This is a genomic window from Caballeronia sp. 11_S32, from assembly GCF_056930355.1.
In genome coordinates this window covers 704,122-729,081 of the sequence record NZ_JBXOWH010000001.1, presented here as the reverse complement: position 1 = coordinate 729,081, position 24,960 = coordinate 704,122, and the positions used below count along the sequence as shown (strand labels likewise).

General features: G+C 64.3%; 25 protein-coding genes. 7 read left to right on the top strand and 18 right to left on the bottom strand.

Annotation, left to right across the window (positions count from 1 at the left end):
* Positions 1 to 88 precede the first annotated feature (88 nt).
* Complete coding sequence (locus tag AC1Z32_RS03380) at positions 89 to 1,303, bottom strand: YeeE/YedE family protein (RefSeq protein ID WP_483477288.1); 1,215 nt, start codon at positions 1,301 to 1,303, stop codon at positions 89 to 91.
* Between the two features lie 119 nt (positions 1,304 to 1,422).
* Here AC1Z32_RS03380 and AC1Z32_RS03375 point away from each other — a divergent pair, with 119 nt between their 5' ends.
* Both AC1Z32_RS03375 and AC1Z32_RS03370 read left to right on the top strand, forming a co-directional pair.
* Positions 1,423 to 2,103: a dihydrofolate reductase family protein gene (locus AC1Z32_RS03375; protein ID WP_483477287.1), complete on the top strand. Its 681-nt coding sequence runs from the start codon at positions 1,423 to 1,425 to the stop codon at positions 2,101 to 2,103.
* Between the two features lie 114 nt (positions 2,104 to 2,217).
* On the top strand, positions 2,218 to 2,940 hold the full coding sequence (locus tag AC1Z32_RS03370) for a DeoR/GlpR family DNA-binding transcription regulator (protein WP_483477286.1): 723 nt from the start codon (positions 2,218 to 2,220) through the stop codon (positions 2,938 to 2,940).
* Between the two features lie 73 nt (positions 2,941 to 3,013).
* Here AC1Z32_RS03370 and AC1Z32_RS03365 read toward each other — a convergent pair whose 3' ends face one another.
* From AC1Z32_RS03365 to deoC, 8 genes are all read right to left on the bottom strand, one after another.
* The gene (locus AC1Z32_RS03365; protein WP_483477285.1) at positions 3,014 to 4,075 is read right to left on the bottom strand and encodes an ABC transporter permease; all 1,062 of its coding nucleotides are present in this window, start codon (positions 4,073 to 4,075) and stop codon (positions 3,014 to 3,016) included.
* Positions 4,072 to 5,610 (bottom strand): sugar ABC transporter ATP-binding protein, encoded by a 1,539-nt coding sequence (locus AC1Z32_RS03360; RefSeq protein ID WP_483477284.1) that lies wholly within the window; start codon positions 5,608 to 5,610, stop codon positions 4,072 to 4,074. The genes AC1Z32_RS03365 and AC1Z32_RS03360 overlap by 4 nt, the downstream gene beginning before the upstream one ends.
* 54 nt (positions 5,611 to 5,664) lie before the next feature.
* Entirely contained in the window at positions 5,665 to 6,669 is a 1,005-nt protein-coding gene (locus AC1Z32_RS03355; protein WP_483477283.1) for a substrate-binding domain-containing protein, read from the bottom strand.
* A 54-nt stretch (positions 6,670 to 6,723) separates the two neighbouring features.
* Positions 6,724 to 7,758: an ABC transporter permease gene (locus tag AC1Z32_RS03350; protein WP_483477282.1), complete on the bottom strand. Its 1,035-nt coding sequence runs from the start codon at positions 7,756 to 7,758 to the stop codon at positions 6,724 to 6,726.
* On the bottom strand, positions 7,755 to 8,687 hold the full coding sequence (gene rbsK / locus AC1Z32_RS03345) for a ribokinase (protein WP_483477281.1): 933 nt from the start codon (positions 8,685 to 8,687) through the stop codon (positions 7,755 to 7,757). The genes AC1Z32_RS03350 and rbsK overlap by 4 nt, the downstream gene beginning before the upstream one ends.
* Complete coding sequence (locus AC1Z32_RS03340) at positions 8,684 to 9,157, bottom strand: RbsD/FucU family protein (protein WP_483477280.1); 474 nt, start codon at positions 9,155 to 9,157, stop codon at positions 8,684 to 8,686. Before AC1Z32_RS03340 ends, rbsK begins: the two co-directional genes overlap by 4 nt.
* 74 nt (positions 9,158 to 9,231) lie before the next feature.
* A complete protein-coding gene (locus AC1Z32_RS03335) occupies positions 9,232 to 11,622 on the bottom strand; it encodes an aldehyde dehydrogenase family protein (RefSeq protein ID WP_483477279.1) in 2,391 nt (796 codons plus the stop codon).
* A gap of 26 nt (positions 11,623 to 11,648) precedes the next feature.
* Positions 11,649 to 12,656, bottom strand: a complete 1,008-nt coding sequence (gene deoC, locus AC1Z32_RS03330; RefSeq protein ID WP_483477278.1) for a deoxyribose-phosphate aldolase — start codon at positions 12,654 to 12,656, stop codon at positions 11,649 to 11,651.
* Positions 12,657 to 12,878: 222 nt separating this feature from the next.
* Between deoC and AC1Z32_RS03325 the strand changes: the two genes are divergently transcribed.
* The 4 genes from AC1Z32_RS03325 (at position 12,879) to AC1Z32_RS03310 (ending at position 15,624) form a co-directional block, all read left to right on the top strand.
* Complete coding sequence (locus tag AC1Z32_RS03325; RefSeq protein ID WP_483477277.1) at positions 12,879 to 14,027, top strand: DUF3182 family protein; 1,149 nt, start codon at positions 12,879 to 12,881, stop codon at positions 14,025 to 14,027.
* On the top strand, positions 14,024 to 14,800 hold the full coding sequence (locus AC1Z32_RS03320) for an alpha/beta hydrolase family protein (RefSeq protein WP_483477276.1): 777 nt from the start codon (positions 14,024 to 14,026) through the stop codon (positions 14,798 to 14,800). Before AC1Z32_RS03325 ends, AC1Z32_RS03320 begins: the two co-directional genes overlap by 4 nt.
* 75 nt (positions 14,801 to 14,875) lie before the next feature.
* Positions 14,876 to 15,418 (top strand): hemerythrin domain-containing protein, encoded by a 543-nt coding sequence (locus AC1Z32_RS03315; RefSeq protein ID WP_483477275.1) that lies wholly within the window; start codon positions 14,876 to 14,878, stop codon positions 15,416 to 15,418.
* 29 nt (positions 15,419 to 15,447) lie between these two features.
* Complete coding sequence (locus tag AC1Z32_RS03310; protein WP_483477274.1) at positions 15,448 to 15,624, top strand: hypothetical protein; 177 nt, start codon at positions 15,448 to 15,450, stop codon at positions 15,622 to 15,624.
* 52 nt (positions 15,625 to 15,676) lie between these two features.
* On the opposite strand, the gene AC1Z32_RS03305 is transcribed toward AC1Z32_RS03310, so the two are convergent.
* From AC1Z32_RS03305 to AC1Z32_RS03285, 5 genes are all read right to left on the bottom strand, one after another.
* Entirely contained in the window at positions 15,677 to 15,982 is a 306-nt protein-coding gene (locus tag AC1Z32_RS03305; protein ID WP_483477273.1) for a hypothetical protein, read from the bottom strand.
* Complete coding sequence (locus AC1Z32_RS03300) at positions 15,979 to 16,353, bottom strand: phage holin family protein (protein WP_483477272.1); 375 nt, start codon at positions 16,351 to 16,353, stop codon at positions 15,979 to 15,981. The genes AC1Z32_RS03305 and AC1Z32_RS03300 overlap by 4 nt, the downstream gene beginning before the upstream one ends.
* A 192-nt stretch (positions 16,354 to 16,545) precedes the next feature.
* The gene (locus AC1Z32_RS03295; RefSeq protein ID WP_483477271.1) at positions 16,546 to 17,091 is read right to left on the bottom strand and encodes a low affinity iron permease family protein; all 546 of its coding nucleotides are present in this window, start codon (positions 17,089 to 17,091) and stop codon (positions 16,546 to 16,548) included.
* Positions 17,092 to 17,226: 135 nt separating this feature from the next.
* Positions 17,227 to 17,661: a DUF3597 domain-containing protein gene (locus tag AC1Z32_RS03290; protein ID WP_483477270.1), complete on the bottom strand. Its 435-nt coding sequence runs from the start codon at positions 17,659 to 17,661 to the stop codon at positions 17,227 to 17,229.
* A gap of 54 nt (positions 17,662 to 17,715) precedes the next feature.
* Positions 17,716 to 20,448, bottom strand: a complete 2,733-nt coding sequence (locus tag AC1Z32_RS03285; RefSeq protein ID WP_483477269.1) for an ATP-dependent Clp protease ATP-binding subunit — start codon at positions 20,446 to 20,448, stop codon at positions 17,716 to 17,718.
* 187 nt (positions 20,449 to 20,635) lie between these two features.
* Here AC1Z32_RS03285 and AC1Z32_RS03280 point away from each other — a divergent pair, with 187 nt between their 5' ends.
* Complete coding sequence (locus AC1Z32_RS03280; RefSeq protein ID WP_483477268.1) at positions 20,636 to 21,217, top strand: hemerythrin domain-containing protein; 582 nt, start codon at positions 20,636 to 20,638, stop codon at positions 21,215 to 21,217.
* Between the two features lie 6 nt (positions 21,218 to 21,223).
* Here the strand turns inward: AC1Z32_RS03280 and AC1Z32_RS03275 are convergent, their stop codons facing one another.
* The 4 genes from AC1Z32_RS03275 to AC1Z32_RS03260 form a co-directional block, all read right to left on the bottom strand.
* A complete protein-coding gene (locus AC1Z32_RS03275; RefSeq protein WP_483477267.1) occupies positions 21,224 to 23,542 on the bottom strand; it encodes an FdhF/YdeP family oxidoreductase in 2,319 nt (772 codons plus the stop codon).
* Between the two features lie 104 nt (positions 23,543 to 23,646).
* On the bottom strand, positions 23,647 to 24,072 hold the full coding sequence (locus tag AC1Z32_RS03270; RefSeq protein ID WP_483477266.1) for a CBS domain-containing protein: 426 nt from the start codon (positions 24,070 to 24,072) through the stop codon (positions 23,647 to 23,649).
* Positions 24,073 to 24,151: 79 nt separating this feature from the next.
* Positions 24,152 to 24,319 (bottom strand): hypothetical protein, encoded by a 168-nt coding sequence (locus tag AC1Z32_RS03265; RefSeq protein WP_483477265.1) that lies wholly within the window; start codon positions 24,317 to 24,319, stop codon positions 24,152 to 24,154.
* A gap of 60 nt (positions 24,320 to 24,379) precedes the next feature.
* Entirely contained in the window at positions 24,380 to 24,880 is a 501-nt protein-coding gene (locus AC1Z32_RS03260; protein WP_483477264.1) for a CinA family protein, read from the bottom strand.
* Between the last annotated feature and the right edge of the window lie 80 nt (positions 24,881 to 24,960).

The following is a 24,960-nucleotide window of genomic DNA, read 5'->3' as shown; positions in this document are numbered from 1 at the left end:
GCGCCCCCCGGCGATCGATGCGCGATCTTTTGCGTTCATTCGCGTTCGCGAACCGGAACAGGCGATTGCGAAAAACGTCGGCAGCGCATCAGCACGATGTCGGCCGCACGCGCTCCACTTCGAGCCCGAAGAACGGACGCAGCCGCGTGCCGAGCACGTTGCCGAAGAACGCGGCGACGAGCCATAGCCAGCCGTGCAGGCTGCCCGACACGATGCCGCTGAAATACGCGCCGATGTTGCAGCCGTACGCGAGCCGCGCGCCGTAGCCGAGCAGCAGACCGCCAACGATGGCCGCGACCAGCGAGCGCATCGGCATGCGCCAAACGGGCGCATAGCGGCCCGCGAGCGCGGCGGCGAGCATCGCGCCGAGCACGATGCCGATATCCATCACCGACGTGACATCGCGCGAAATCGGCGCGGCAAGCGCGGCTGCGTTGGCCTTGCTCATCCAGTATGGCCAGCTCGCGGTATCGACGCCGACGAGCGCGGCCGCCTTTGCGCCCCACAACGCGAATGCCGACGTGATGCCCCACGGCCTGCCGGAAAGCGCCAGCGTCGCAAAGTTGAGCACCGCAAGCGCGATGCCGCCAGCCACCAGCGGCCAGGGCCCGTGCAGCCACGGCGACGTGTGCGGCGGCTGCACGTGCGCGGCGACGAGCTTCCCATGACGACGTTTTTCGATCACGGCCGTCAATGCCGCAATCAGCGCGAACACGATCCAGTTGATGGCGAGCGCGGGTCCGGCGCCGAGCGCCTTCACGAGCGAAACCGGCTGCAACTGCGGCAGCGCGGTCCAGAACGGCATGTGCGCGGTCGCGATGACAGAGCCAGCGATGAACGCGGCCAGCGTCACGATCATGCGCGTGCTGCCGCCGCCGACCGTGTACAGCGTGCCGGATGCGCAGCCGCCGCCGAGTTGCATGCCGATACCGAAGATGAACGCGCCCACGACCACCGACGTGCCCGCCGGCGACACGAGCCCGGTCACGGGCGTGCCGAACAGCGAACCGGCTGCCAGCGCGGGAAAGAACAGCGCTACGCCCACCGCGAGCATTAGCATTTGCGCGCGCAGGCCGGCGCCGCGGCCATCGGCGATGAACACGCGCCACGCCGACGTAAATCCGAACGCCGCGTGATAGAGCGAAACGCCGAGCAGCGCGCCGACCACATACAGCGCGGCCTGGCGCGCGCCGACGGTTTGCCCGAGATATATCGCGCCGAGCACGATCAGCAGCGCGGCGATGCCGAGCGGCTTCGGATTGATGTCCGCGCGGCGCGGAATCGAAGTAGCGAGATCTGACATGGAGAGAAGCGAATAAAAAGCGGAACAGCGCGCTATTTTCTCGCGTTTGGCCGATCTTCGCAGGCGGCACGGCGCTTGCATCGTCTGCTGCAATGTGCCCCTCTTGACCGGAGAAAAACGTGCATATCGTCTGCCACATGATGTCGTCGATCGACGGCCGCAGCCTCACCGATAACTGGAATCTCGATTTCGCCTCGCCCACGTACGAAGACACCGCCGCGCGCTTCAAGGCCGACGCCTGGGTGTGCGGCCGCGTCACGATGCAGGAAATCTCGCACGGCAGAGACCGCGACTATCCGCGCGGACTTGCGAAAGGCCCGGTTCCACGCACCGACCATTTCGCGAAACGCGATGCGAGCCAGTACGCGATATCGATCGATCCGAAGGGGCGCGTCGCGTGGAAAAGCAATACGGCGCTCGATTCGCATATCGTCGAAGTGCTCGCCGAAAGCGTGGAGGACGATTACCTCGCCTATCTGCAATCGATCGGCGCATCGTATGTGTTCGGCGGCAAGGACGATATCGAACTGAAGCGCGTCGTCGATACGCTAGAGCGCGAGCTTACGATCTCGAAGCTGATCGTCGAAGGCGGCGGGCATGTCTCGGGCGCGTTCGTCAATGCGCAGCTTGCCGATGAAGTCAGCGTGCTGCTCATTCCGCTCGTCGATGGACGCGAAGCACACACGTCGTCGTTCGAAGTGGCGATGGACAAGTGGAAGAAGCCCACGTATCTGAAGCTCGAATCGGTCGAAAAACTGGAACACGACGTGGTCTGGTTGCGCTATACGCGCACGGCCTGACATCTCCGGATTTACCCGCGCCACGCCTCGCAAGCCGCTATGAATGCGGCTTGCGTTGTTATAATTCTCTCATTCGACGAATAAAAGCTAACATCACTTATCGCGCCGTCCCGAATGGCCAAGAACGATCGCTTGCGCACGCTCTCCAGCGCGCTCGAAAAACAGAACGTGATGCGTCTGCGCGATGCGGCCGCATTGCTCGGCGTATCGGAAATGACGGTGCGCCGCGATATCGCCGCGCATCCCGGCCAGTTCACGTATCTCGGCGGCTATATCGTCAGTGCCGCCGATGTCCCCAATGCGGGCTACACCATCGAGGAAGAGAAGGATCATTTCGCGCAGGCGAAGGCCATTGCATCGAATCATGCGGCGCGCCTGCTCGTGGATAACGAGACCATCTTCATCGACTGCGGCACGACCCTGACGACGCTCGCGCGGCAGATTCCCACGGAAATGCATCTGACGGTCGTGTGCTACTCGCTCAACGTGGCCGAGATTTTGCGGCGCAAGCCCAATGTGCGGATGATCCTGCTCGGCGGCGTGTACGTGCCGTCGTCGGAATCATTTGCCAGCGACGAAAGCGTCGAGATCTTGAGGCGCATGGGCATCAACAAGGCGTTCATGTCGGCGGGCGGCGTAGATGAAGCGCGCGGCGTGACGTGCTGGAATTTTCACGAGGTGGCCATCAAGCAGGCCGCGATGGCGAGCGCCGTGGAGCGGCATCTCGTCGTCGATGCCAGCAAGTTCGGGAAGGTCAAGGCGGTGCGGTTCTCGCAGCTTTCGGAGTTCGATTCGGTGATTACCGAGGCCGGGCAGGCGATGCGCAAACGCGACTGAATCGTTCCGGAAAAAAACCGAAAGGCTCGTTCAGGATTTGAACGAGCCTTTTTTGTTCCGGTTTTTGAAGCGCCTACTGCCTGCGCCCCAGCGCGAACAAGGTCCCCGCGACGAGAATGAACGCGCCGATGATCACCTTCTGCCAGGTGCTCGGCACGCCGACGAGAATCAGCACGCTATTGATGAGCGTGACCAGCACGACGCCGAGCAGCGTCCCCACCACCGTCCCCGTGCCGCCGGTGATGCGCGCGCCGCCCAGAATCACCGCGGCGATCACATCGAGCTCCGTGCCGACGAGATCGAATGGATTCGCAAGCCGGTTCGTCGATACGTGCAGAATTCCGGCGACGCCCGCGAGCAAGCCCGTATAGCCGAACACGAAGAGATGAATCGCGCGCAGGTTGTAACCGAGACGTTCGGCGATCGCGAGCGAACCGCCCATCGCATAGACGCCGCGTCCCATCATCGTGCGATTGAGCAGCCACCACGTGACGACCGCCGCGATCACGAGCGCGAGCACGGACACCGGCAGCACGGCGCGCAGGCCATCGGGCGTGTGATAGAAGAACAGCGGCAGCCGCCCGAACGTATCCATGCTGTGCGGAATGTTCATGAAGAACTGCGTGCCGACGAAGGTCAGCAGCAAGCCGCGATACAAATATTGCGTGCCGATCGTCACGATCAGCGACGGCGCCTTCAATCGATGCACGAGCATGCCGTTGATCACGCCGAGGATCACGCCGCCGAGCGCGCCCGCAAGCAGGATCAGCACGAACGGACACTCGGGCCACCACGCGAAGACAGCCTTGGTGATCGAATACATCGTCAACGCGGCGATCGCGGTGAACGATACATCGATGCCGCCCGAGGCCAGAACGACCAGCGTGCCGAGCGCGAACAGCGATACCGTGGTCGCGGAATGCAGCATGTCGAACAGCGTGGCGAACTGGAAGAAGCGCGGGTTGATGCTGCCCACGACCAGACACGTCACCACGATCAGCCCGACCGTGAACCACTCGGGATTGCGCATCAGTTGCGCGTACAAATTGCCCTTGCGCACACGCGGTGCGACTTCGGCCACGTGCTGCGGCATCGTCTCGCTTCCCGTGCGGCGGATGGATTCGCTCATGCTCATGCTGCCTCTGAAAGTAGCGCGTGATAAAGATCGGCCTCGTTCAGGCGGTCCGCGCGATATTCGTTCGCGACGCGGCCTTTCTTCATCATCAGAATGCGGTCGCAGTTCTGCAGCAGCTCGGGCAAGTCGTCGCTGATCAGGATGATGCCGATGCCCTCCTTGGAAAGCCGCTGCATGATGCGGTAAATGATGTCCTTCGATCCCACGTCCACGCCGACCGTCGGGCCATGCAGGATCAGCACGCGCGGCTCGATCGCGAGCCAGCGGCCAATGAGCACGCGCTGCTGGTTGCCGCCGGATAGCGATTGCACGGGCTTGTCGACATCGGGTGTGGCGATCTGCAAGTCCTTCACGGTGCGCTCGGCGAGCGCCTGCGCGCGCTTGCGATCGATCTGGCCGAAGCGGTCGCGCAGGCTCGCGATCATCGCGGTGACGACGTTGTCGCGAATCGGCTTGTCGAGAAAAAGCCCTTCGTTCAGGCGGTCTTCGGGTACATAGCCGATGCGCTGCGCCTTGGCGTCGGCAGGCGATTGCAGGCGCACGCGCATACCGTCGAGCGTGACCGTGCCCGTATTGGCGGGCGCAACCCCCGCAAGCGCGCGCGCGAGTTCGTTGCGGCCCGAATCGAGCAGACCGGTCACGCCGAGAATCTCGCCCTTGTGCAGCTTGAACGACACATCGGCGAATTGCCCTTTACGGCCGAGGCCGTGCACATCGAGCACGACTTGCGATGCGCCGTCTTCGCCTTCCGCGCCGTCCGAACGATAGCGCTCCGTCGACAGATGCTTGCCCGTCATGAGCTCGCTGATCTGCGCCTTCGTATAGTTTTCGATCGGGCCTTGCGCCATCTTCTGGCCATCGCGCAGCACGATCACTTCGCCGCCGATCGCATAGCACTCGTCGAGCTTGTGACTCACGAAGAGCACCGCCACGCCGTCCGCGCGCAAACGCGCAAGCACGGCGATGAGGTTATCGACTTCCTTCTGCGTGAGCGAGGTCGTCGGCTCATCCATGATGACGAACTTCGCTTCGCTCGCAATGGCGCGCGCAATAGCGACGAGCTGGCGCGTTGCGAGCGGCAGTTGTTCGACGAGCGTCTTCTGGAACTCCGCATCGCCGGGCAAGCCCACGGCTTCGAGCGCGCGCGCGGCGGTTTGCGCGAGCGCCTTGCGATCGAACGTGCGCGCGAGCCGGCCCGCATGTTCGGCCAGCTCCGATGTCAGCGCGACATTCTCCGCGACGCTCATGTTCGGCAGCAGCGACAAGTCCTGATAGACCGTCTCGATGCCCGCCGAAAGCGATTCCAGCGGCGATAGCTTTTCATGACGCACGCCTTCGATCACGAGTTCGCCTTCATCGGGCGGCTGCGCGCCGGAAATGATCTTGATGAGCGTGCTCTTGCCGCAGCCGTTCTCGCCCAGCAAGTGATAGATCTGCCCGCGCTCGAACGCGAGGCTCACGCCGCGCAGCGCATACACGCCGGTGAAGCGTTTATGAATATCGACGACTTCGAGAAGCGGTGTCGTTGTGGTCATGTCTGTCCAGGGCATGCGGCGCGCCATCGAAGGAAGCGCGCCGCGCACGTCACATCAGAAGTTGTATTGCTTGTAGTTCGTCTTGTCGACATCGACCCAGCCGGTGCCGCGCACGATCACGCCCTTGCCCGGACCCTTCGTCACCGTGACCTTGTTGTAGCCGGTGATGCCCAGGTCCGCGCCGTTCTGCACTTCCTTGCCGTCGACGAGCATCTGCGCGACCTTGTTCATCGCGAGACCGGCGAGCTTCGGATCCCAGAACGCGATGCCGTTGATCGCGCCGCTTTCGAGGAACTTGCCCGCTTCCGTCGGCAGGCCGGTGCCGTACACGCAGATCTTGCCGACCTTGCCCGCTTCCTCGACCGCGCGGCCGATGCCGATCACATCCAGCGACGACGAACCCTGGAAGCCGGTCAGGTCGGGATGCTTGCGCAGCACTTCCTTGGCGACCTGATAAGCGCGCTCGCCGTCGTTATTGGTTTCGAGCTTCGGCTCGACGAGATCCATCTTCGGATACTTGGCCTTCGCGTTGCCGATGCCGCCATCGGCCCATTGCACTTGCGAGCGGCTGCCGAGCGAGCCGACCAGCACCGCCCACTTGCCCTGGTTGTTCATGCACTTCGCGAGGCGCTCGTTCAGGCCCGCGCCGTATGCGGTGTTGTCGAAGGCTTCGATGTCGACCATCGTGTTCTTCGCGTTGTCCGCTTCATGCGTGACGACCTTGATGCCGCGATCCATCGCCTTCTTGAGCGCCGGCTCGAGCGTCGGCGGATCGTACGGCACCACCGCGATCGCCGTGACCTTCTTCGCGATCAGATCTTCGATGATCTTCAACTGCTGCGCGGCATCGGCGCGGCCCGGGCCGGTCTGATACGCGTTGACGTTCGGGTTCTCCTTGCCGAACTCCTTCACGCCCTCGTCCATGCGATTGAACCAGTTGATGCCGGTCACCTTCACGACCGTCACGATGGTTTCGTTGGTCGCGGCTTGCGCGGCCGCTATCGCGCCGGCCGCGAGTGCCACTGCGGTAAGCGCGGTGCCGAGTTTGCTGAGCTTCATTGCGTTGTCTCCTTTATGTTTCGTCTGGTCTTTTTGAACAGTCACACGCGAACATCAACGTCCCGTCGATGCGGGCGGCGGCGGCACATTGCTCTTTGGCGCTGCGCCGCCGATGCCAAAGATCGCACGCACCCGATCGCCGCCCGCGAATGCGAGCGATGCGAGCAGCAGGAAGCCCCACGCGCAATCGCCGAAAAACTGCGATACGCCGAGCAGATTGAAGAGGCTCGACAGGAATTGCAGCACCGTCGCGGCGAGAAACACGCAGACGATGCGCCCATAGCCGCCCGCCGGATTCACGCCGCCCATCACCGCAATCAGGATCGCGATCAGCAGATACGAGTTGCCGTAGTCCCACTTCGCGCTCGACGTATGCGTCGCGCTGATAAGACCCGCGAGCGATGCGAGCACGCCGCACATGCCATAGGTGAGGATCAGCATGCGCGCGCGCGGAATGCCCGCATAGAACGCGGCTTTGGGGTTCGTGCCCATCAGATAGAGGCGCAGTCCGAACGGCGTGCGCTTCAGGATCCAGCCGAGCAGCAGCACGGCCGCGACGAAGATCCACAGCGAAACGGGCGCTTGCAGAAAGGTGCCGTTCCCGATGTTCGACAACGGATCGACATACTCCACGCGCACCGATGCGCCGTTGCTCAGCACGACCGCAATGCCCGTGAAGAGCAATTGCGTGCCGAGGGTGCAGAGAATCGGCGTGAGCCTGAGCTTCGCGATGACGACGCCGTTCAGCAGGCCGCCGAGTGCGCCCATCACTACGACGATGCACACGAATACCGCCGTATAAAGCGCGGGCGAGTCGTCGCCGGAGACCATGTGCGGCAGCAGCATCGCCGCGACCATGCCGGAGAGATTCGCAAGCCCGACGCCCGACAGATCGATGCCGCCGTTGCCCGACACCATCGACAGCATGATGCCGAGCGCGAGCAGGCCGAGCTCTGGCAACTGGCCGCCCATCGACTGGAGATTGTCGATATCGAGGAACTGGCCGTGCGACAGCCACGTCGCGACGATGACGACGAGCACATTCACGCCGATCAGAAAGTTGAACTGGCGATCCTGAAACCAACTCATTGCGTGACGCTCCTTTGTTCGAGCACCGCGTTGATTTCATCGAGACGCGGCATCGAGGGCGCGGTGCCCGGCCGCGTCACCGATATGCTCGCGAGCGCGCAGCCGAAGCGCACGGCATCGAGCGGGCTTTCGCCGCGTGCGAGCGCCGCGGCGAAACCGCCGGTGAAGCCGTCGCCCGCGCCGGCGGTTTCGACGACGCGGCCGCAATCGAACGCCGGCACGAGCGCCGATTCATCGCGCGTATGCAGCAGCGCGCCCGCTTCGCCGAGCGTGACGATCACCGCGCGTGCGCCCTTTTGCAGCAGCACGTTCGCGGCGCGGCGCGCGTCGTCGACCGAAGCGATCTCGATGCCCGTCAACGCAGCCGCTTCTGTTTCATTCGGCGTGATGTAGTCGCACAACGGATAGATATCGTCAGTGAGCGGCAATGCCGGCGCGGGATTGAAGATTGTGACCACGCCATGCTTGCGTGCGAGTTCCAGCCCGCGCTTTGCAGCGGGAATCGGCTGCTCCAGTTGCGTGACGAAGACGCCCGCGCGCGCGATATCGTCCTCGATCGCATCGACGTCTTCGGGGACCAGCGTGCCCGCCGCGCCCGCCGCGACGATGATCGCGTTGCCGCCCGTGTTCTCGTCGACATAGATATGCGCGGCGCCCGTCGCGACGTCATCCATGACGGTCGCGCGCGATGTGATGCCTTCGGCGGCCCACGTTGCCTGCGCGATCTCGCCGAACGCGTCCGCGCCGATGCGCGTGCAGAAGATCACGTCCGCACCCGCGCGCGCCGCCGCGACCGCCTGATTCGAGCCCTTGCCGCCCGGCCCCATCTTGAACGCGGAGCCAGCCACGGTTTCGCCGAGAAAGGGCATGCGTCCCGCGCGAAACGCGAGGTCCGTCACATAGATGCCGAGAATGACGACGCTCTTCATCGCGTGCCTCCTTCCGGCGCATCCGGTGCGAGCTGCACGCCCTTCTTGAAGATGAAACAGCCGTAGCCGCGCGCTTCGCCTGTCGCGATCACGCAATAGGCCTTCTTCGCGCGCTCGTAGAATGCGAAGCGCTCGACCGGCGCGAACGGCAGCTCGCGGCCTTCGGCATCGTCCACTTCGCGTTGCGCTTCACGTTGCACGGCAGGCAAGGCAGCCGTATCGCCAACTACTTCCATGCGGCCTGCCGGATCGTCCACGAACGTATCGAGCGGCAGCACCGACAACACCGCGCGCACCGCACGCGGCGCGCTCGCGCCGTCGACGCGCAGCACTTTGCCCAGCACCGTTTGCCGCGCGACAGAATCGGCGGGGAAATGAGCGTCGCAGATCACCACTTCGTCGCCGTGGCCCATCGCGGCGAGCGCGTACAGGATATCGGCGTTCAAAAGCGGATCGATGTTCTTCAGCACAGCGTCTCCTCCATGCGTGGGCGTGTCCGGTATCAGGATCTACGCCCCGGTCAATACTGAATCAGTCGCCTGCGTCAATCACCATAAGGCACCCAGATGTTCTTCACCTGCACCGCCTGACGCAGAAACGGCAAGCCTTCGCTCGCGGCATCGTGCCAGTCGAACACGCGGCCCTGATCGACGAACATGCGCTTCAGATTGCCCACCGACTCGCGTTCGGCCATTGCCGAGAGCGACGCGCCGTGGAAGCACCAGAGCGCATCGACGTCGTCGTGCTGCGCAAGCGTTTGAGCGAGCGTTCGCGCATCCCCGGTGACGATGTTCAGCGCGCCGCCCGGCACATCCGACGTCTCGACGACCTGGTAGAAATCCGTCGCCATCAGCGGACACGTCTCGCTCGGGACCGCGACCACGCGATTGCCCAGCGCCAGCGCGGGCGCGACGAGCGACACGAAGCCGAGCAGCGGCGCTTCGTCCGGACACATGATGCCGATCACGCCGAGCGGTTCGTGCATCGCCAATGCGACGCCATGCAGCGGCGGCGCATGCACCGCGCCGTCGTACTTGTCGGCCCATGCGGCATAGGTGAAGAAGCGCGCGATAGACGCATCCACTTCGCGCTTCGCATCGCGCTCGCTCGCGCCGGTGCGCGTGACGAGCTGCTTCGCGAACTCATCGGCGCGCGCGCTCAGATTCTCCGCGAGGTAGTACAGCACTTGCGCGCGGTTGTGCGCGCTCGCCGACGACCACTTCGTCATGCCGCGCGCCGCGGCCACCGCATTGCGAATGTCCTTGCGATTGCCCTCGCCCACTTCGCCGACGATCTCGCCCGCAGGCGTTTGCACGAGCCGCGAGTAGCCGCTGTCGGGCCGCGCCTGCTTGCCGCCGATGAAGAGCTTCGCCGTGCGATCGAGCGCGCTGACGTTGCCGGCATCGATGAGCGAATCGGGCTGCGCCTGCAACGGCTTCGTTTCGCCGCGAACCGGGAGCTTGGCCCATGCGCGCGGCTTCAGGTATTCGTAGATGCCCTCGCGTCCGCCTTCGCGGCCGAAGCCCGACTCGCGATAGCCGCCGAAGCCGACGGCCGCATCGAAGAGATTCGTCGCGTTGATCCATACGACGCCGCAGTGCAGGCGCGGCGCGACGTCCAGCGCACGGCTGATGTTCTCGCTCCACACGCTCGCGGCAAGCCCGTAGCGCGTGTTGTTCGCGAGCGCGACGGCCTCTTCCGGCGTGCGGAAGCTCATCGTCACGAGCACGGGGCCGAAGATCTCTTCCTGCGCGAGCGTCGATGCGGGCGCCACTTTGGTGACGAGCGTCGGCGGGAAAAACGCGCCGCCATCGGGCAACGTCGAACGCGGCGACCGATAGATCTCGCAGCCTTCGCTTTCGCCTTTGTCGACGAGCGCGCGGATGCGTTCGAGCTGCACGTCGTCGACGACCGCGCTCATGTCGATGCCCTTGTCGAGCGATGTCCCGACGCGCAGCGTATCCATGCGGCGCTTCAGCTTCTCGACAAAGCGCGCTTCGATGCCTTCCTGCACGAGCAGACGCGAGCCCGCGCAGCACACTTGCCCCTGGTTGAACCAGATCGCATCGACGACGCCTTCGATGGCGCTGTCGATATCGGCATCGTCGAACACGATGAACGGCGACTTGCCGCCGAGTTCCAGCGTCAGCGACTTGCCCGAGCCTGCCGTACTCGCGCGAATCTGGCGGCCCACTTCGGTCGATCCGGTGAACGCGATCTTCGCGACACGCTTATGCTCGACGAGTGCCGCGCCCGTGCGGCCGTCGCCCGTGACGATATTGAGCACGCCTTTCGGCAAGCCCGCGCGGTGCGCGAGCTCAGCGAACAGCAGCGCCGTCAGCGGCGTGTATTCGGCGGGCTTCAACACGACCGTGTTGCCGAGCGCGAGCGCGGGCGCGATCTTCCATGCGAGCATCAGCAGCGGAAAATTCCACGGCACGATCTGGCCGATCACGCCGAGCGGCGCCCAGTCGGCGAACTCCTTGTCCTGCAACTGCGCCCAGCCCGCGTGATGCAGAAAATTCCTTGCCACGAGGGGTATATCGATGTCGCGCGATTCGCGGATCGGCTTGCCGTTGTCCAGCGATTCGAGCACCGCGAACAGACGGCTATGCCGCTGCACCATGCGCGAGAGCGCATAGAGATGCCGCGCGCGCCCCGCTCCGCCGATGGCTTGCCAGCCTTCGAGCGCATCGTGCGCGGCTTGCACGGCGGCATCGACATCCGCTTGCGCGCCTTGCGCGATCGATGCGAGCACGCGGCCCGTCGCGGGTTCGCGCGAGTCGAAACGTTCGGCGTCTTCGCTGTCGCGCCATGCGCCGTTGATGAAGTGACCCAGGCGCCCGTCGTGCTGACCGAGCCATGCGCGCGCGGCGCGATCGTCTTCCGGTGCGGGTCCGTATTCCATCGAGGAGAAGTATTCGGCAACGCTCATGAGGCTGTGTATTGAAGTCTGTTGAATCAGGCCACGGGATGGCGGTTGAACGCCGAGTAGCGTCCGCTCACATGATGTTCGAGCTGGCGTTCGATATCCGCGAGCAGGCTCGAGGCGCCAATGCGGAACAGATCCGCTTCGAGCCATTCGCGCCCGAGCTCTTCCTTCATGAGGATCTGATATTCGAGCACCGACTTCGCGGTGGACACGCCGCCCGCGGGCTTGAAGCCGATCATGACGCCGGTGCGCGCGAGGTATTCGCGGATCATGCGCACCATCACGAGCGACACATCGAGCGTCGCGTTGATGCTTTCCTTGCCCGTCGATGTCTTGATGAAATCGGCGCCGGCCATCATGCAGATCATCGATGCCTTCGCGACATTCGACAGCGTACGGATATCGCCCGTCGCGAGAATCGCCTTCACGTGCGCATCGCCGCAGGCCGCGCGGAAGTCGCGCATTTCGTCGTAGAGCGCTTTCCAGTTACCTGTGAGCACATGCTCGCGCGTGACGACGATATCGATCTCCGACGCGCCATCCTTCACCGACGCCTCGATCTCGCGCAGCTTGAGATCATGTGGATTGAGGCCGGCGGGAAAGCCCGTCGATACGGCCGCGACGGGAATGCCGTAGCCTTCGAGCGCCTTCACGGCGGTCTTCACATACCGGTGATAGACGCAGACCGCGCCCGTGCGGATCGATCCCGGCGCCATGCCGAGCGCATCGAGCAGGTCATCGCGCAGCGGACGGCGCGCCTTCGCGCAGAGACGTTCGACGCGCGCGTGGGTATCGTCGCCGCTCAGCGTCGTCAGGTCGATGCAGGTGATGGCCTTGAGCAGCCACGCCGCCTGCGCGTCTTTCTTGACGGCGCGGCGCGTGCCGAGCGTCGATGCGCGGCGCGCGACCGCCGACTGATTCACGCGCAGCCCGTCGAGCCACGAGAGATCGAACGGCACGCCGGGATTGCGGGCGCTGGCGTGTACCTGAGTCTTTCCGGGCCACGCGACGATGGACTTCGATGCAGTTTCCAGCATGAGATCGTTATGCCGGCGTCTTGTGCGACGCACAACAGTTTTTGATAGATTGATCTCAGTTTATAACAGTATTGTTACGATCGTAACATAGGGAAAGTTCGGAGTCGGATGGGTCCGGTTCGCGTCATCGGCGGAACGAAGCTTGCTCGAATCAGGTTGCGCAGGCGGGACGTAAGCCTGCTGCAACTGGGTCGCAAGCGTCTCATACCGGGGAGCGCGCGCATGAACGCATCGTCTGATGAACATGATCTGGTCGTGCTCGTCCATAGCGGCGGCAAGAAGGCCGCGGGCGGCGGGCATGAAATCGATACGCAGCGCGCGCTCGCCGGCCAGCTCGCCGCGCTCATCGGCGCGCCGTTTCGCGGGGAAATCGATGCTGCTCGGCTCCATCCGCATCGCTACCTCGTTCCGGACGACACCCTCTCGGTCGACGATGCGCAACGCATGGGCGTCACCTGCGAAGACGATCTCTTTGGCGGCATCGTGCCTTATCCGTTCGTCGCGACGAAGGTGATCGCGCATGGCTTGCCGCCGAATGCGCGCGCGAAGCCCGCCGGATGGTCCGACGAACTCGGTGAGCGCGTGCGGCATCTCGTGCTGCCGGGCTATTCCGCTTTTTCGCGCGACGACGCGCATGCCGCCGCCGCGCTGCTCTGGAAAGGCGGCGCAGTGAGGCTCAAGCGTCCTTCGGGCATCGGCGGAAGCGGACAAGCGGTCATCGCCGATGAAAGCGAGCTCGACGCACATCTGGACGACATCGGCGACGACGCGCTTCGAACCGAAGGCATCGTGCTGGAGCGAGACTTGCGGGATATCGCTACGTTCAGCGTGGGGAGCATCCGTCTGCGCGCGCACGAAGCAAGCTACTACGGCGTGCAACACCTGACGCGCAACAATCACGGGCACAACGTGTACGGCGGATCGGATCTCGTCGTCGTGCGCGGCGGATTCGATGCGCTCGAACGCATCGACATGCCGGCGCACGCGCGCACCTCGATCCGACTCGCCCGCGATTTCGATGCCGCGATCCGCGACGCCTTCCCCGGCTTCCTCGCGTCGCGCCGCAACTACGACGTGGCCTGCGGCGCGGATGACGAAGGCCGTCACCGTTGCGGCGTGCTCGAGCAATCGTGGCGTCTGGGCGGCGCGAGCGGCGCGGAAATCGGCGCGTTGCGGGCGTTCGCGGACGATCCCACGCTCGAGGTCGTGCATGCTTCGACCGTCGAAGCATACGGCGCGCGCACCGACGTGCCCGCGAACGCGTGCATCTACTATCGCGGCGTCGATCCGCACGGAGGGCCGATCACGAAGTTCTATACGGTCGATACCGCGCGTAACGCGGCCTTCCCGGACCAGGGAGCGAGTGAATGACGGCAGACCGGCAGCAGATTCAGATTCCCGTCGAGCGCGGCTACCTCGACGGCACCGTCGTCACGCCCGAGACGACCATACCGGGCATCCTGTTCGTGCACGGCTGGGGCGGCGATCAGGCGCAATACATGGAGCGCGCGCGTCAGGCGGCGGCGCTCGGCTGCGTGTGCCTCACTTTCGATCTGACGGGCCACGCGCGCACGAAGGAAGCGCAGGAGACAGTGACGCGCGAAACGAATCTCGGCGACGTCCTCGCGGCGTACGACACGCTTGCCGCGCATCCCCTCGTCGACAAGACGTCGATTGCCGTGATCGGCAGCAGCTACGGCGGCTATCTCGCGGCGATCGCCACCTCAATGCGGCCGGTGCGATGGCTCGGCCTGCGCGTGCCCGCGCTCTATCTCGACGAGGGCTGGGACATCGCGAAGCGCGCGCTGCACAAGGAGCACGATCTCGTCGCGTACCGCAGGCGCATCGTGGCCGCGAGCGAAAACCGGGCGTTGAGCGCGTCCGCGGAATTCGGCGGCGATGTGCTGCTCGTCGAATCGGAGCACGACGAAACCGTGCCGCATACGGTCTTGGCCAGTTATCTTCAGGCGTTCTTGCGCGCGCACTCGCTGACGTATCGCGTGATCGAAGGCGCGGATCACGGCTTGTCGGATGAAGGCAGCCAGCGCGCATACACGGCGCTCGTCATCAACTGGCTCGCGGAAATGATCGGCGGAAGACGCGCGGGCAGCCGCGGCGAGGCGCCGAGTCTCATCACGCGGTAGCGCGGCGCGCTCACGCAATCGGGTCCGCGCCTTGCTCTTCATTGGGACCATTCAACTTCACGAACGGAGGACACGATGCCCCGCCAGGCCCCCACACAGACGACGACTTCCGCGAACGCCCGCGCGACGCAGAGCCAGGACGCCCTTCAGATGCTGACCGAGGATCATCGTGCCGTCCAGAAACTGTTCGATGCGTTCGAAAAAGCCGCGAAGGACGATCTCGATGCAAAAGCCACGCTGGTGCGGCGCGCCTGCGAAGAGCTCACCGTCCACGCGATGATCGAGGAGGAGCTGCTCTATCCCGCCGCGCAGGAAGCGCTCGACGAAGACGACCGGCCGGATGTCGAGGAAGCGTATGTCGAACACTTTCTCGTGAAGGTGCTGATCGAGAAATTTGCGAAGCTGAGAGCGGGCGACGCCGGATTCGACGCGACGTTCAAGGTGATGAGCGAGATGGTGCGCCATCACATCGAAGAGGAAGAGTCGGACCTGTTCCCCAAGCTGCGCAAGTCCGGCGCCGACCTCGAAGCACTCGGCAGAAAGATGATGCGGCGCAAGGACGAGCTGGAGTCCAAGATTCCCAAGGATGCGGGCGATAACACGACGCGCCTGCACTGACGCTCATCGACACTTCCCGGAGCCGAAGCATGAAGAACCCTTGGGTGAAGAAGAATCCGTTCCTCAGCATGTGGCTTTCCGGCGCCAACGCGATCATCGGGTCGACGCGAGGCCGCGCCACCGCGCAGGCGAAGCGGCAGGCGTCGACGTTGTGGTCGGCGGCGCTGACGCCACCGAAACCGAAGAAGCGCCGCGCCCGGCGCTGATGCACCTTCCTTCGATGCGGGCGCTTCGGCGTCCGCGTCGAAACGCGCTGCTTCACTCGCGCAAGCCGCTGAACAGATCCGAAATCGCCCGATGCGTCGAGGCGCTCAATCCCGCGCCGACAGCCGTCTGCACGGTGCGCCGCAGCCCGAGAACCGTGACACCGACGAGCGCGAGCGCGATCAACTCGGCATTCGGCGAGCGCAGGAACCACGGCGCTGTCTCTGGATTCGTCTTCGGTCGCGCGCGTGGCGCGCGCGTAACGCGCAGCGGTTCGTCCGCCGCATGCGCCGCGATCAGTTCCGCGCGCGATTCGACCATGCGCGCGAGCATGGCTTCCTGAGCCTCGGCGTGCTTCATTGCGCGACCTCCTTGATGGCTTCCACATCGCGCCGCAACTGATCGCGCAACAACTGGAACGGCTCGGCTGGTTTGCGCGACATCATGACGATCACGGCGATCACTACGACCGCGAGCCACGCACCCGCCACGCACCACGCCGTCAGCACCAGATGCGGCGTGCCGACCGCCGTCACGATCACGGCGATCGATACGAAGGACAGCGTGAACAGCGCCCCGATCGTGAGCGTGACGAGCGCGATCACTTCGTGCATCACGCGCTTCTTCGTTTCAGCAAGCTCGATGGGAATCAGCTCGCCATAGTCGACGAAGCGTCTCGTGCAGAAGTGGCCGATCCTGCGCCAGTTGGCGATTCTTCTCTGGATTGTCATCGTTGTTTCTCCAGCGAGTTCAGGGTGAAGCGACGCGCGCGCGTCAGGCGCACAAGGCGCCGCGCCGCCAGCACGAGCAGGCGTGAATGTGGATCGCATGGCAAGTCCGATGGTCGATGCAACAACGCCACGAGCATTGCGCGTACCTAACGCCGTCGAATGCCATAAAACCGGCAGCAGCAGCGAACCGGCTCAACGCGCGCGCTTCGCCGCGGACTTCGCCTGGGCTCTCGCGAGACGGCGCGCGATGTCCGCCGCCGCGCCGTCGTCCGGGCGCGGGGACGACTCGTCGGCATTCTGCTTCGAAGCGAGCTTCAGATACGCCGCGGCGAGCTTGCGCAATTCCTCTTCGGTCGCGTCTTCGATCCCGATCAGCTGGTTGCTCGCCGCGCGATGCGAGGCCAGTAACTCGTTGAGCTTGAGATGGACCGCGACGCTGTCCTTGTTCGCGCTCTGCTGGATCAGAAACACCATCAGAAACGTCACGATGGTCGTGCCCGTATTGATGACGAGTTGCCAGCCTTCCGAAAACTTGAAGATGGGGCCGGACACGAGCCACACCGCGATGGAAATGACGGCAAGCCCGAATGCGACCGGCGAGCCCGCCCATCTCGTCACCGTGCTGGCAAAGGCGTCGAATGCGCGCGTGACGGGATGCGTATTCGCGTAGGCCGGGCTGGACGTATTCGGCACCGTGTCCAGCGGCGCCGCGTCGGATATCTGGTCTCTGTTGTTCATGTATCACTCACTGCAAGCGTTCGGAGACCCACGTCGCGCCTGTGCGGCACGCGTCGGCGTCATCGTTTTGGTGCTGCTGATGCCATCGTCGGAAGACACCCGCAAGGCGCATCTTCCGTCCGATGAAAAGTTTTATCACTTGAGCTCGTCGGGCACCTTTCCGCCGTTTTCCGCGAGCTTCTGCATCACCTGCTTGTGTAGCCACATGTTCATCGCGGCCGAATCTTCCGTGTTGCCGGTGTAATGCAGTTCCGAAGCCAGCTCCTTGCGCGCGGACAGGCTGCTGTCGAGGCCGAGCAGTTTCATCAGGTCGACGATCGATGTCCGCCAGTTGAGCTGTTCGCTGTGATTCGCCTGCATCTGAGTCAGCACCGCTTCGACATCCACTTCCTGCATCGGCGCGGCGGGTTGCGCGGGCGTGGAAGCGGCCGTCGACGTGGCCGGCGCGGCCGGAGCGCCGCCCGTGCCCGCGGGCGCGGCCGGCTGACCCGTGCTCGCGCTGGTGCCCGCGCTCGCCGGCGCATTGCCGTGATGGAAGATCTTGTTCAGGATGTTGGAAAAGATACTCATGGCGCCTCCTTTTGAAGTGAGTGCACGCTATGTGCAAATGCCGTGCCGCCTGCCTCAGGGCGTGGCCGGCGTGCCCTCGCCCGGCCTGTTCGCAAGCCCCGCGCGGGTGATATCGAACGCGAGCCGCTTTTCATTCGCGTCATAGCGGCAGCGCACCTTCGCGCCTTCCGCGACATCGCCGCGCAACATTTCCTTCGCAAGCTGGTTCTCGATCAGTTGCCGGATCTGTCTGCGCAATTCGCGCGCGCCGAACTCGGGCCGATAGCCGACCTCCGCGAGATGATCGACCACCGATTCGTCGAATTCGAGCAACACGTCCTGGCTGTGCGCCATGCGCTGCACCTGATCGAGCAGCAGCCGCACGATGTGCCGCACTTCGTCGCGGCCGAGCGACCTGAACAGAATGATGTCGTCGATGCGATTCAGGAATTCGGGCCTGAAATGCTGGCGCAGCACACTCATCACGCCGCTTTGCAGCGATGCGTCGGCGTCCGTCGCGCTGCTCGTGAAGCCGAGCGTCGCGCGCTTCTGTCCGGCGATCACGTCGGAGGCAAGATTGCTCGTCGCGATAATCAGCGTGTTGCTGAAATCGACGACGCGGCCCTTGCCGTCGGTGAGGCGTCCGTCGTCGAAGACTTGCAGCAGCACGTTGTAGACATCTGGGTGCGCCTTCTCGATCTCATCGAGCAGGATCACGCTATAGGGCCGCCGCCGCACGCGCTCGGTCAGCTGCCCGCCTTCCTCGTAGCCGACATACCCCGGCGGCGAGCCGATCAGCCGCGACACCGCATGACGCTCCATGTACTCGCTCATGTCGACGCGCAGCATCGCGTCTTCATCGCCGAACACGACTTCCGCGAGCGCCTTGGCGAGCTCGGTCTTGCCGACGCCCGTCGGCCCGAGAAAGAGAAAGACCGCGATCGGCCGGTTGCGTCCCTGCAAGCCGGTGCGCGCGCGACGCACGGCATCCGACACGGCCTCCACCGCCTCGTCCTGCCCGATCACGCGCTTGTGCAGACGCTCTTCCATCTGCAAGAGGCGCGCGCGCTCTTCCTCGGTAAGCTGCGTGACGGGAATGCCCGTGAGCGTCGCGACGATCTCGGCGATCTGCGCGACCGTCACCGTCGATGTATTCGTGCCGATGCGCTGCTTCCACGTATCGGTGCTGTCCTGTAGCTCTTTCTCTTTCTGCGCGATCTCGCTGTCGAGCGCATGCGCGCGGTCGAATTGCTTGCGCGAGGCCGCATAGTCCTGCTCGCGCCGCAATTGCGCGAGCTCGGATTCCAGTTCGAGTATCTCGGCGGGCCGCGACGTGGCCGAAAGATTCACGCGCGCGGCGGCCTGATCGACGAGATCGATCGCCTTGTCGGGCAGAAAGCGCCCCGTGATATAGCGATCCGACAGTTCCGCCGCACCGACGATCGCATCGTCCTGAATCGTGACCTTGTGATGCGCTTCGAGCCGGTCGCGCAGGCCGCGCAGAATATTGATGGTCTGCGCGACGGTCGGCTCGGCGATCAGCACGGGCTGAAAGCGCCGCTCAAGCGCCGCGTCCTTTTCGATATGCTTCTGATACTCGGCGAGCGTCGTCGCGCCGATCAGGTTCAGTTCGCCGCGCGCCATCGCCGGCTTGAACACGTTGGCGATATCGAGGCCGCCTTCGCCGCCGCCCTGCCCCGCGCCGACGATCGTATGCACCTCGTCGACGAACAGCAGCAGCGTCTCGCGATTCGCGGTGATCTCTTCGACGACCTGCTTCACACGCTCCTCGAACTCGCCGCGAAACTTCGCGCCCGCGACCATCGAGTTCACATTCAGCTCGACGAGGCGCTTCTCGCGCAGCGATTCGGGCACGTCGCCGTTGACCATGCGCTGCGCGAGCCCTTCGACGACAGCCGTCTTGCCGACGCCCGGCTCGCCGATCAGCACCGGATTGTTCTTGCGCCTGCGCGCGAGCACTTCGACCATCGTTTCGATTTCGCGCGCCCGGCCGATGACCGGATCGAGATGCCCTTCGCGCGCGAGCGCGGTGAGATCGCGGCTGAACTTGTCGAGATTGGGCGTGCGCGACGGCGGGCCATCGCCGCGCGGCGGGCCGCCCGCGCCGACCGTCTGCGTGGTCTGCTGGCGGAGCGCCTGCGGATCGACATTGAGCTTGCCGAGCAGTTGCCCGGCGAAGCTGTCGGGCACTTCGGCGAGCCCGATCAACAGGTGCTCCGGCGCAACATAACTGTGACGCAATTGCCGCGACGCGAGAAACGCACGATCGAGCGCGCTCTTCAGGCGCGGCGACACGGCGATCATGCCGTCGGCGGGCGGTTGCGTAGCTTCGCGGCGCTGCGCGTTCGCGTCGATATAGGCGCGGATATTGGCTGCATCGATGCCGACGCTCTTCAGTATCGATTCGATGACCGCGTTGTTCGCGAGCTCGTAAAGCAGGTGTTCGGTATCGACCTGCGAGCAGCCCGATTGCACCGCGCGCTCGGCGGCACGCATCAACATCTCCTTCGCGCCGTCGCTGAAATAGCGGTCGATGTTCGCGCCTTCGGCTTCATTGAGACGCGCCGCCGCGTTCTGATCGGGCGGCGCGGCGGTTTCGGGCGTGGGCGGCTCGGCCGGCGCGCCGCCCATGAACAACGCTTCGAGCGGTGAGAGCGCGCGCTGGTGCCGCGTCAGCTGCGCATAGTGAAAGTCGCATACGTCGATCACGTGACGCCGGCCGTTGCGCAGCACGGCAAGCCGCACCGTGGCGGGACGCGCGCCGCATACGTCGCACAAGTGAGCCATATTCGGTCTCCTCGATCGTTGGGCCTGCCGCCCAGGATTCAAGCGAGCTGCAACCGCTGTTCCAGAGCGCCGCGGGCCGATGCGGAATAAAGCTTGCTAGGGCGTTGTCGTGCCAGAAGAAGCACGATAACGCGAATTCCCCACCATCACAGCAGCCCTGCAATGCGGCTCAGGAGTCATCGTGGACATGCCATCCTGCTCCCCTTCCATCACTACTATGATCCGCATGGATCACACGCACGTGATGGCGGCCTTTCATCGCTATCACGCGGAAACATCGTGGTGGAGAAAGCGCGCCATTGTCGAACTCGCCTGCACGGCGCTGGAAATACACGCGCAACTCGAAGAAGAGATCTTCTATCCCGCGCTCAGCGAGGCGATGGCCGCAGACGAACGCCTCACGAAGAGCAAGCCCGAGCACGACAAGATGCGCGAAGACATCGCGAAGCTGCGTTCGATGGGCCCGGAGGATGCCGCCTATGATGCGCGTTTCATGCAGCTCATGCGTGAAGTGATGCATCACATCGCGGACGAGGAAACGGTGCTGCTTCCGACAGCCGAGCGCGCGCTCGCATCGCAGTTGTCCGAGCTCGGCATGCGCATGACGAAGCGCCGCATGCAACTCGTCGCGCAAAACCGGCCCGCGGCTATCGCGGCGAATACCGTCGGCACGTTTCCGCTCGCATCGCTCGCATTGGTATCGGTCGCCGCGCTCGCGCTCGCGCACTGTCTGCGGCCCGCTTCCGCGCGTGGCCGATACCGCGCGTAACGACGCTCAAGGCTCGCGCGGCGTGCCGTTCACCTCGACGATATGAACCGGGATGGACTTCGCGCCGGGCACCTTGCTTTCCTTCGCGTAATGCCATAGCGGCAGCAGCGGATTGCACTCGGGGTAATAGCCGGCGATGCATCCCTGCGGTATGTCGTACGGCTGAATGCGCAGCCCCGCGACGCGCCGCTCGAAGCCATCGTCGGCGATCGTGCGCAAGGTCACGCGATCATCCTTCCTGAGCCCGTGGCGCGTCATGTCCGCCTCGCACATCATGATCACCATGCGGCCGCCGCTGATGCCGCGAAAGCGGTCGTCGAGGCCGTAGATCGTCGTGTTGAACTGGCTGTCGCTGCGCAGCGTCATGAGCCGCAGCGATTGCGGCTCGCGCCCGGGCATGTCCGGATCTTCACCGATGGTCTCGGGCACGAAGAACTCCGCCTTGCCGCTCTTCGTTTTCCATTTGCGTTCGCGCGCGGGCAGATCGCGCGGGAAGCCGCCGGACGTCCACATTCTTTCGCTGAAGTCGTGAAAGGTCTCGGGATACGTCTTCGCGATTTCATCGCGCACGAGCGCATAGTCGTCGCGCCAGCGTTCCCAGTCGACGGTCGAGCGCTCGCCGAGCGTATGCTTCGCCAGCGCCGCGACGATATACGGCTCCGAGCGCGCATCGGCCGATGCGGGCTCGGCCACGCCGCGCGAGCCGTGAATGCACCCCGTGCTGTCTTCCATCGACACCGCCTGCGCGCCGCTTGCCTGCTTATCGATCTCGATGCGGCTCAGGCACGGCAGAATGTACGACTTCTCGCCATGCACGAGATGACTGCGATTGAGCTTCGTCGCGACATTGACCGTGAGCTTCAGAGTGCGCCACGCCGGTTCGATGCGCATGCGGTCCGGCACCGAACGCACGAGATTGCCCCCGAGATTGACGACCGCGCTCACCTTGCCGTCGAGCATCGCCTCGAAGGTCTCGACGATATTCATCCCCTTTTCGCGAGGCGGCTCGAAGCCGAACTGGCTCGCGAGCTTGTCGAGCGGCGCGAGCTCCGGCTTCTCGGTGATGCCCACCGTGCGCTGGCCTTGCACGTTCGAATGCCCGCGCACCGGCGACGGCCCCGCGCCCGGCTTGCCGACATTGCCGCGCAGGAAAAGCAGATTGCACAGCATGCGCACGTTCTGCACGCCTTGCCTGTGCTGCGTGATGCCCATGCCGTAGTGCGCCATCACCGCGTTCGCGCGCATGTATTCCGCGGCTGCGGCTTCGAGATCGGCGCGCGGCAGTCCCGCCACGCGTTCGATGTCGTCCCAGGACGCCGCGCGCACGTAATCCGCGAAGGCTTCGAAGCCCACCGTATGCGTTTCGATGAAATCGACATCGAGCATGCGCGGCCCGCCGTGTTCTTTCGCGCGGTCGTCGGCTTGAATGACGGCCTTGCAGATGCCGAGCATCGCGGCCGTGTCGCCGCCCGTCTTCACCTGATGATATTGCGTGCTGATCGCCGTATGCGCCGGCGTCATCATTTCAAGCGGCGATTGCGGATTGGCGAACTTGATGAGCCCCGGCTCGCGCAACGGATTGAACGTGATGATCGGCACGCCGCGCTTTCTCGCTTCCTGTAGCTGATGCAGCATGCGCGGGCTATTGGTGCCCACGTTCTGCCCGAAGAAGAACATGAGGTCGGTCTTTTCGAAGTCGTCGAGCCTGATCGTCCCGACGCCCACGCCGATCGCTTCCTTCAACCCGACGCTCGTGCTTTCGTGACACATGTTCGAGCTGTCGGGCAGATTGTTGGTGCCGTACATGCGCGCGAAAAGCTGGTACATGTACGACGTTTCCAGCGATGCCCTTCCCGATGCATAGAACGCCACGCGCTTCGGATCGAGCGCGCGCAGCTCGCGGCCGATGTCCTCGAATGCTTCGTCCCAGGTCACGCTCACGTATTTATCGGTGGAGGCGTCGTAGCGCAACGGCGCGGTGAGGCGCCCCGCGTCTTCGAGATCGTGATCGTGCCACGCGCATAGCTCCGTCACCGTGTGGAGTTCGAAGAACTGCGGCGTCATGCGCTTCGCCGTCAGGTCCCACGCGGTCGCCTTCGCGCCGCTTTCGCAGAACTCGAAGGTATGCGGGTCCGCCGGCTTGGCCCACGAGCAGCTCACGCAGGCGAAGCCATCGGGTTTGTTCTGCTTCAGCAGGACCGTGCTTTCCTTCAGCGGCACCTTTTCCTGGATGAGCGCGCCTGTCACCGCCTTCAGCGATCCCCATCCACCCGACGAGTACGGGTATGCGGCGCTCTTGCGAACGCCGTTGTCTGATTCGGCCATGTCATTTGCCTCGCACGTCTACGATGTGTTTGCATCACGCGCGAGCAAATGGCATTCCCTTTCGGGCTGCCTTCAGCAGCAGAAAATCGTGCCGCGATGGCCGCTCATCGATCCGGCACAGACGGAGCCGATATCGCGCCGATGGTCGAGGCCACTTCACCATCCGACCATGCAGCGATGTCGCCGAGCGCGAGCATGCCCACGAGTTGTCTCTCGCCGTCCACGACAGGCATGCGCCGTATCTGCAAGCGCTCCATCCTGTGTATCGCGTCTTCGATGTCGTCGTTTTCGAAGCACCATTCCACCGGCTCGCTCGCCACCTCCTGCACGGCGCAAGACGAATCCTTGCCGGCGGATATCGCGCGGACCACGATATCGCGATCGGTGACGATGCCCTTGAGCCGCACGCCGTCGCATACCGGCAGCGCGCCCACGTTGAGTTCGTCCATTAGTTCGGCGGCGCGGCGAATCGTGTCGTCGGGCACGATGGCCTGCACGCCTCTCGTCATCACTTCGGCTACCTTGGTCATGACATCCTCCGTCGATGCGCAACGGTCAGCACCCGTCATGCCGATGCGCAGCGAGCTGCACAAATAGCCCGAACGCGCGTCAGGCCTCGCCACCCGGCGCATCGAGATGCGGCGTGCCGCGCACCGGTTCCTGATCGGGTTGGAGATCCGTATCGGGCAATGTTTCAGGCGTGCGCGCGGGCGGCGTGCCGCGTGCGAGCTCTTCCTGCTGCGGATCGGGACGGGGAGGCTGGTTCGTTTCAGGCATCGCGTGATCCTCCGGTTTCATCGACGTATCGATGCCGGAGCATTGCGCATGCCGCGAACTTCAACGCGCGTATCGAAGATCGAAGTAATGCTCCACGCGCGACAACGCATACAGCGCGGCGGCGCGTCGCACGTCGTTGCGTTCGCCTTCGAACTTCTTCGTTTCGCTGAACGTGACGATCTCGCCGTCGCGCGACCGGTACGACCATGCGAAGCATTGCGTGCCGGGCGGCGGGCTATCGCCGGGCGCGGCATCGGCGACGCCGGTGTTCGACACCGCGACATCCGCGCAGCACGCTTCCTGTTGCAGCGCACCTTCGGCCATTTCCCGCGCGACTTCCTCGCTCGTCAGACCGTGCTGCTGCATGGTTTCCTTGCGCACGCCGAGAAAGCCGGCCTTGCCGGCCGGCGAGTAAGTGACGAAGCCGACGTCGAGACACGCCCCGCTGCCGGGCACCGACGAAATCAGCGACGCGATGTAACCCGCCGTGCACGATTCCGCCGTCGCGAGTTTGAGGCCGCGCGAACTCAGAAACGAAACCGCTTGCCTGGGGATGTCCATGTTTCACTTTCTCATGCGTCGGCGCGCCGCAGAGATGCGTCTCCGATCGATACCTCGATCGAAGACGTGCAGCACTTCCC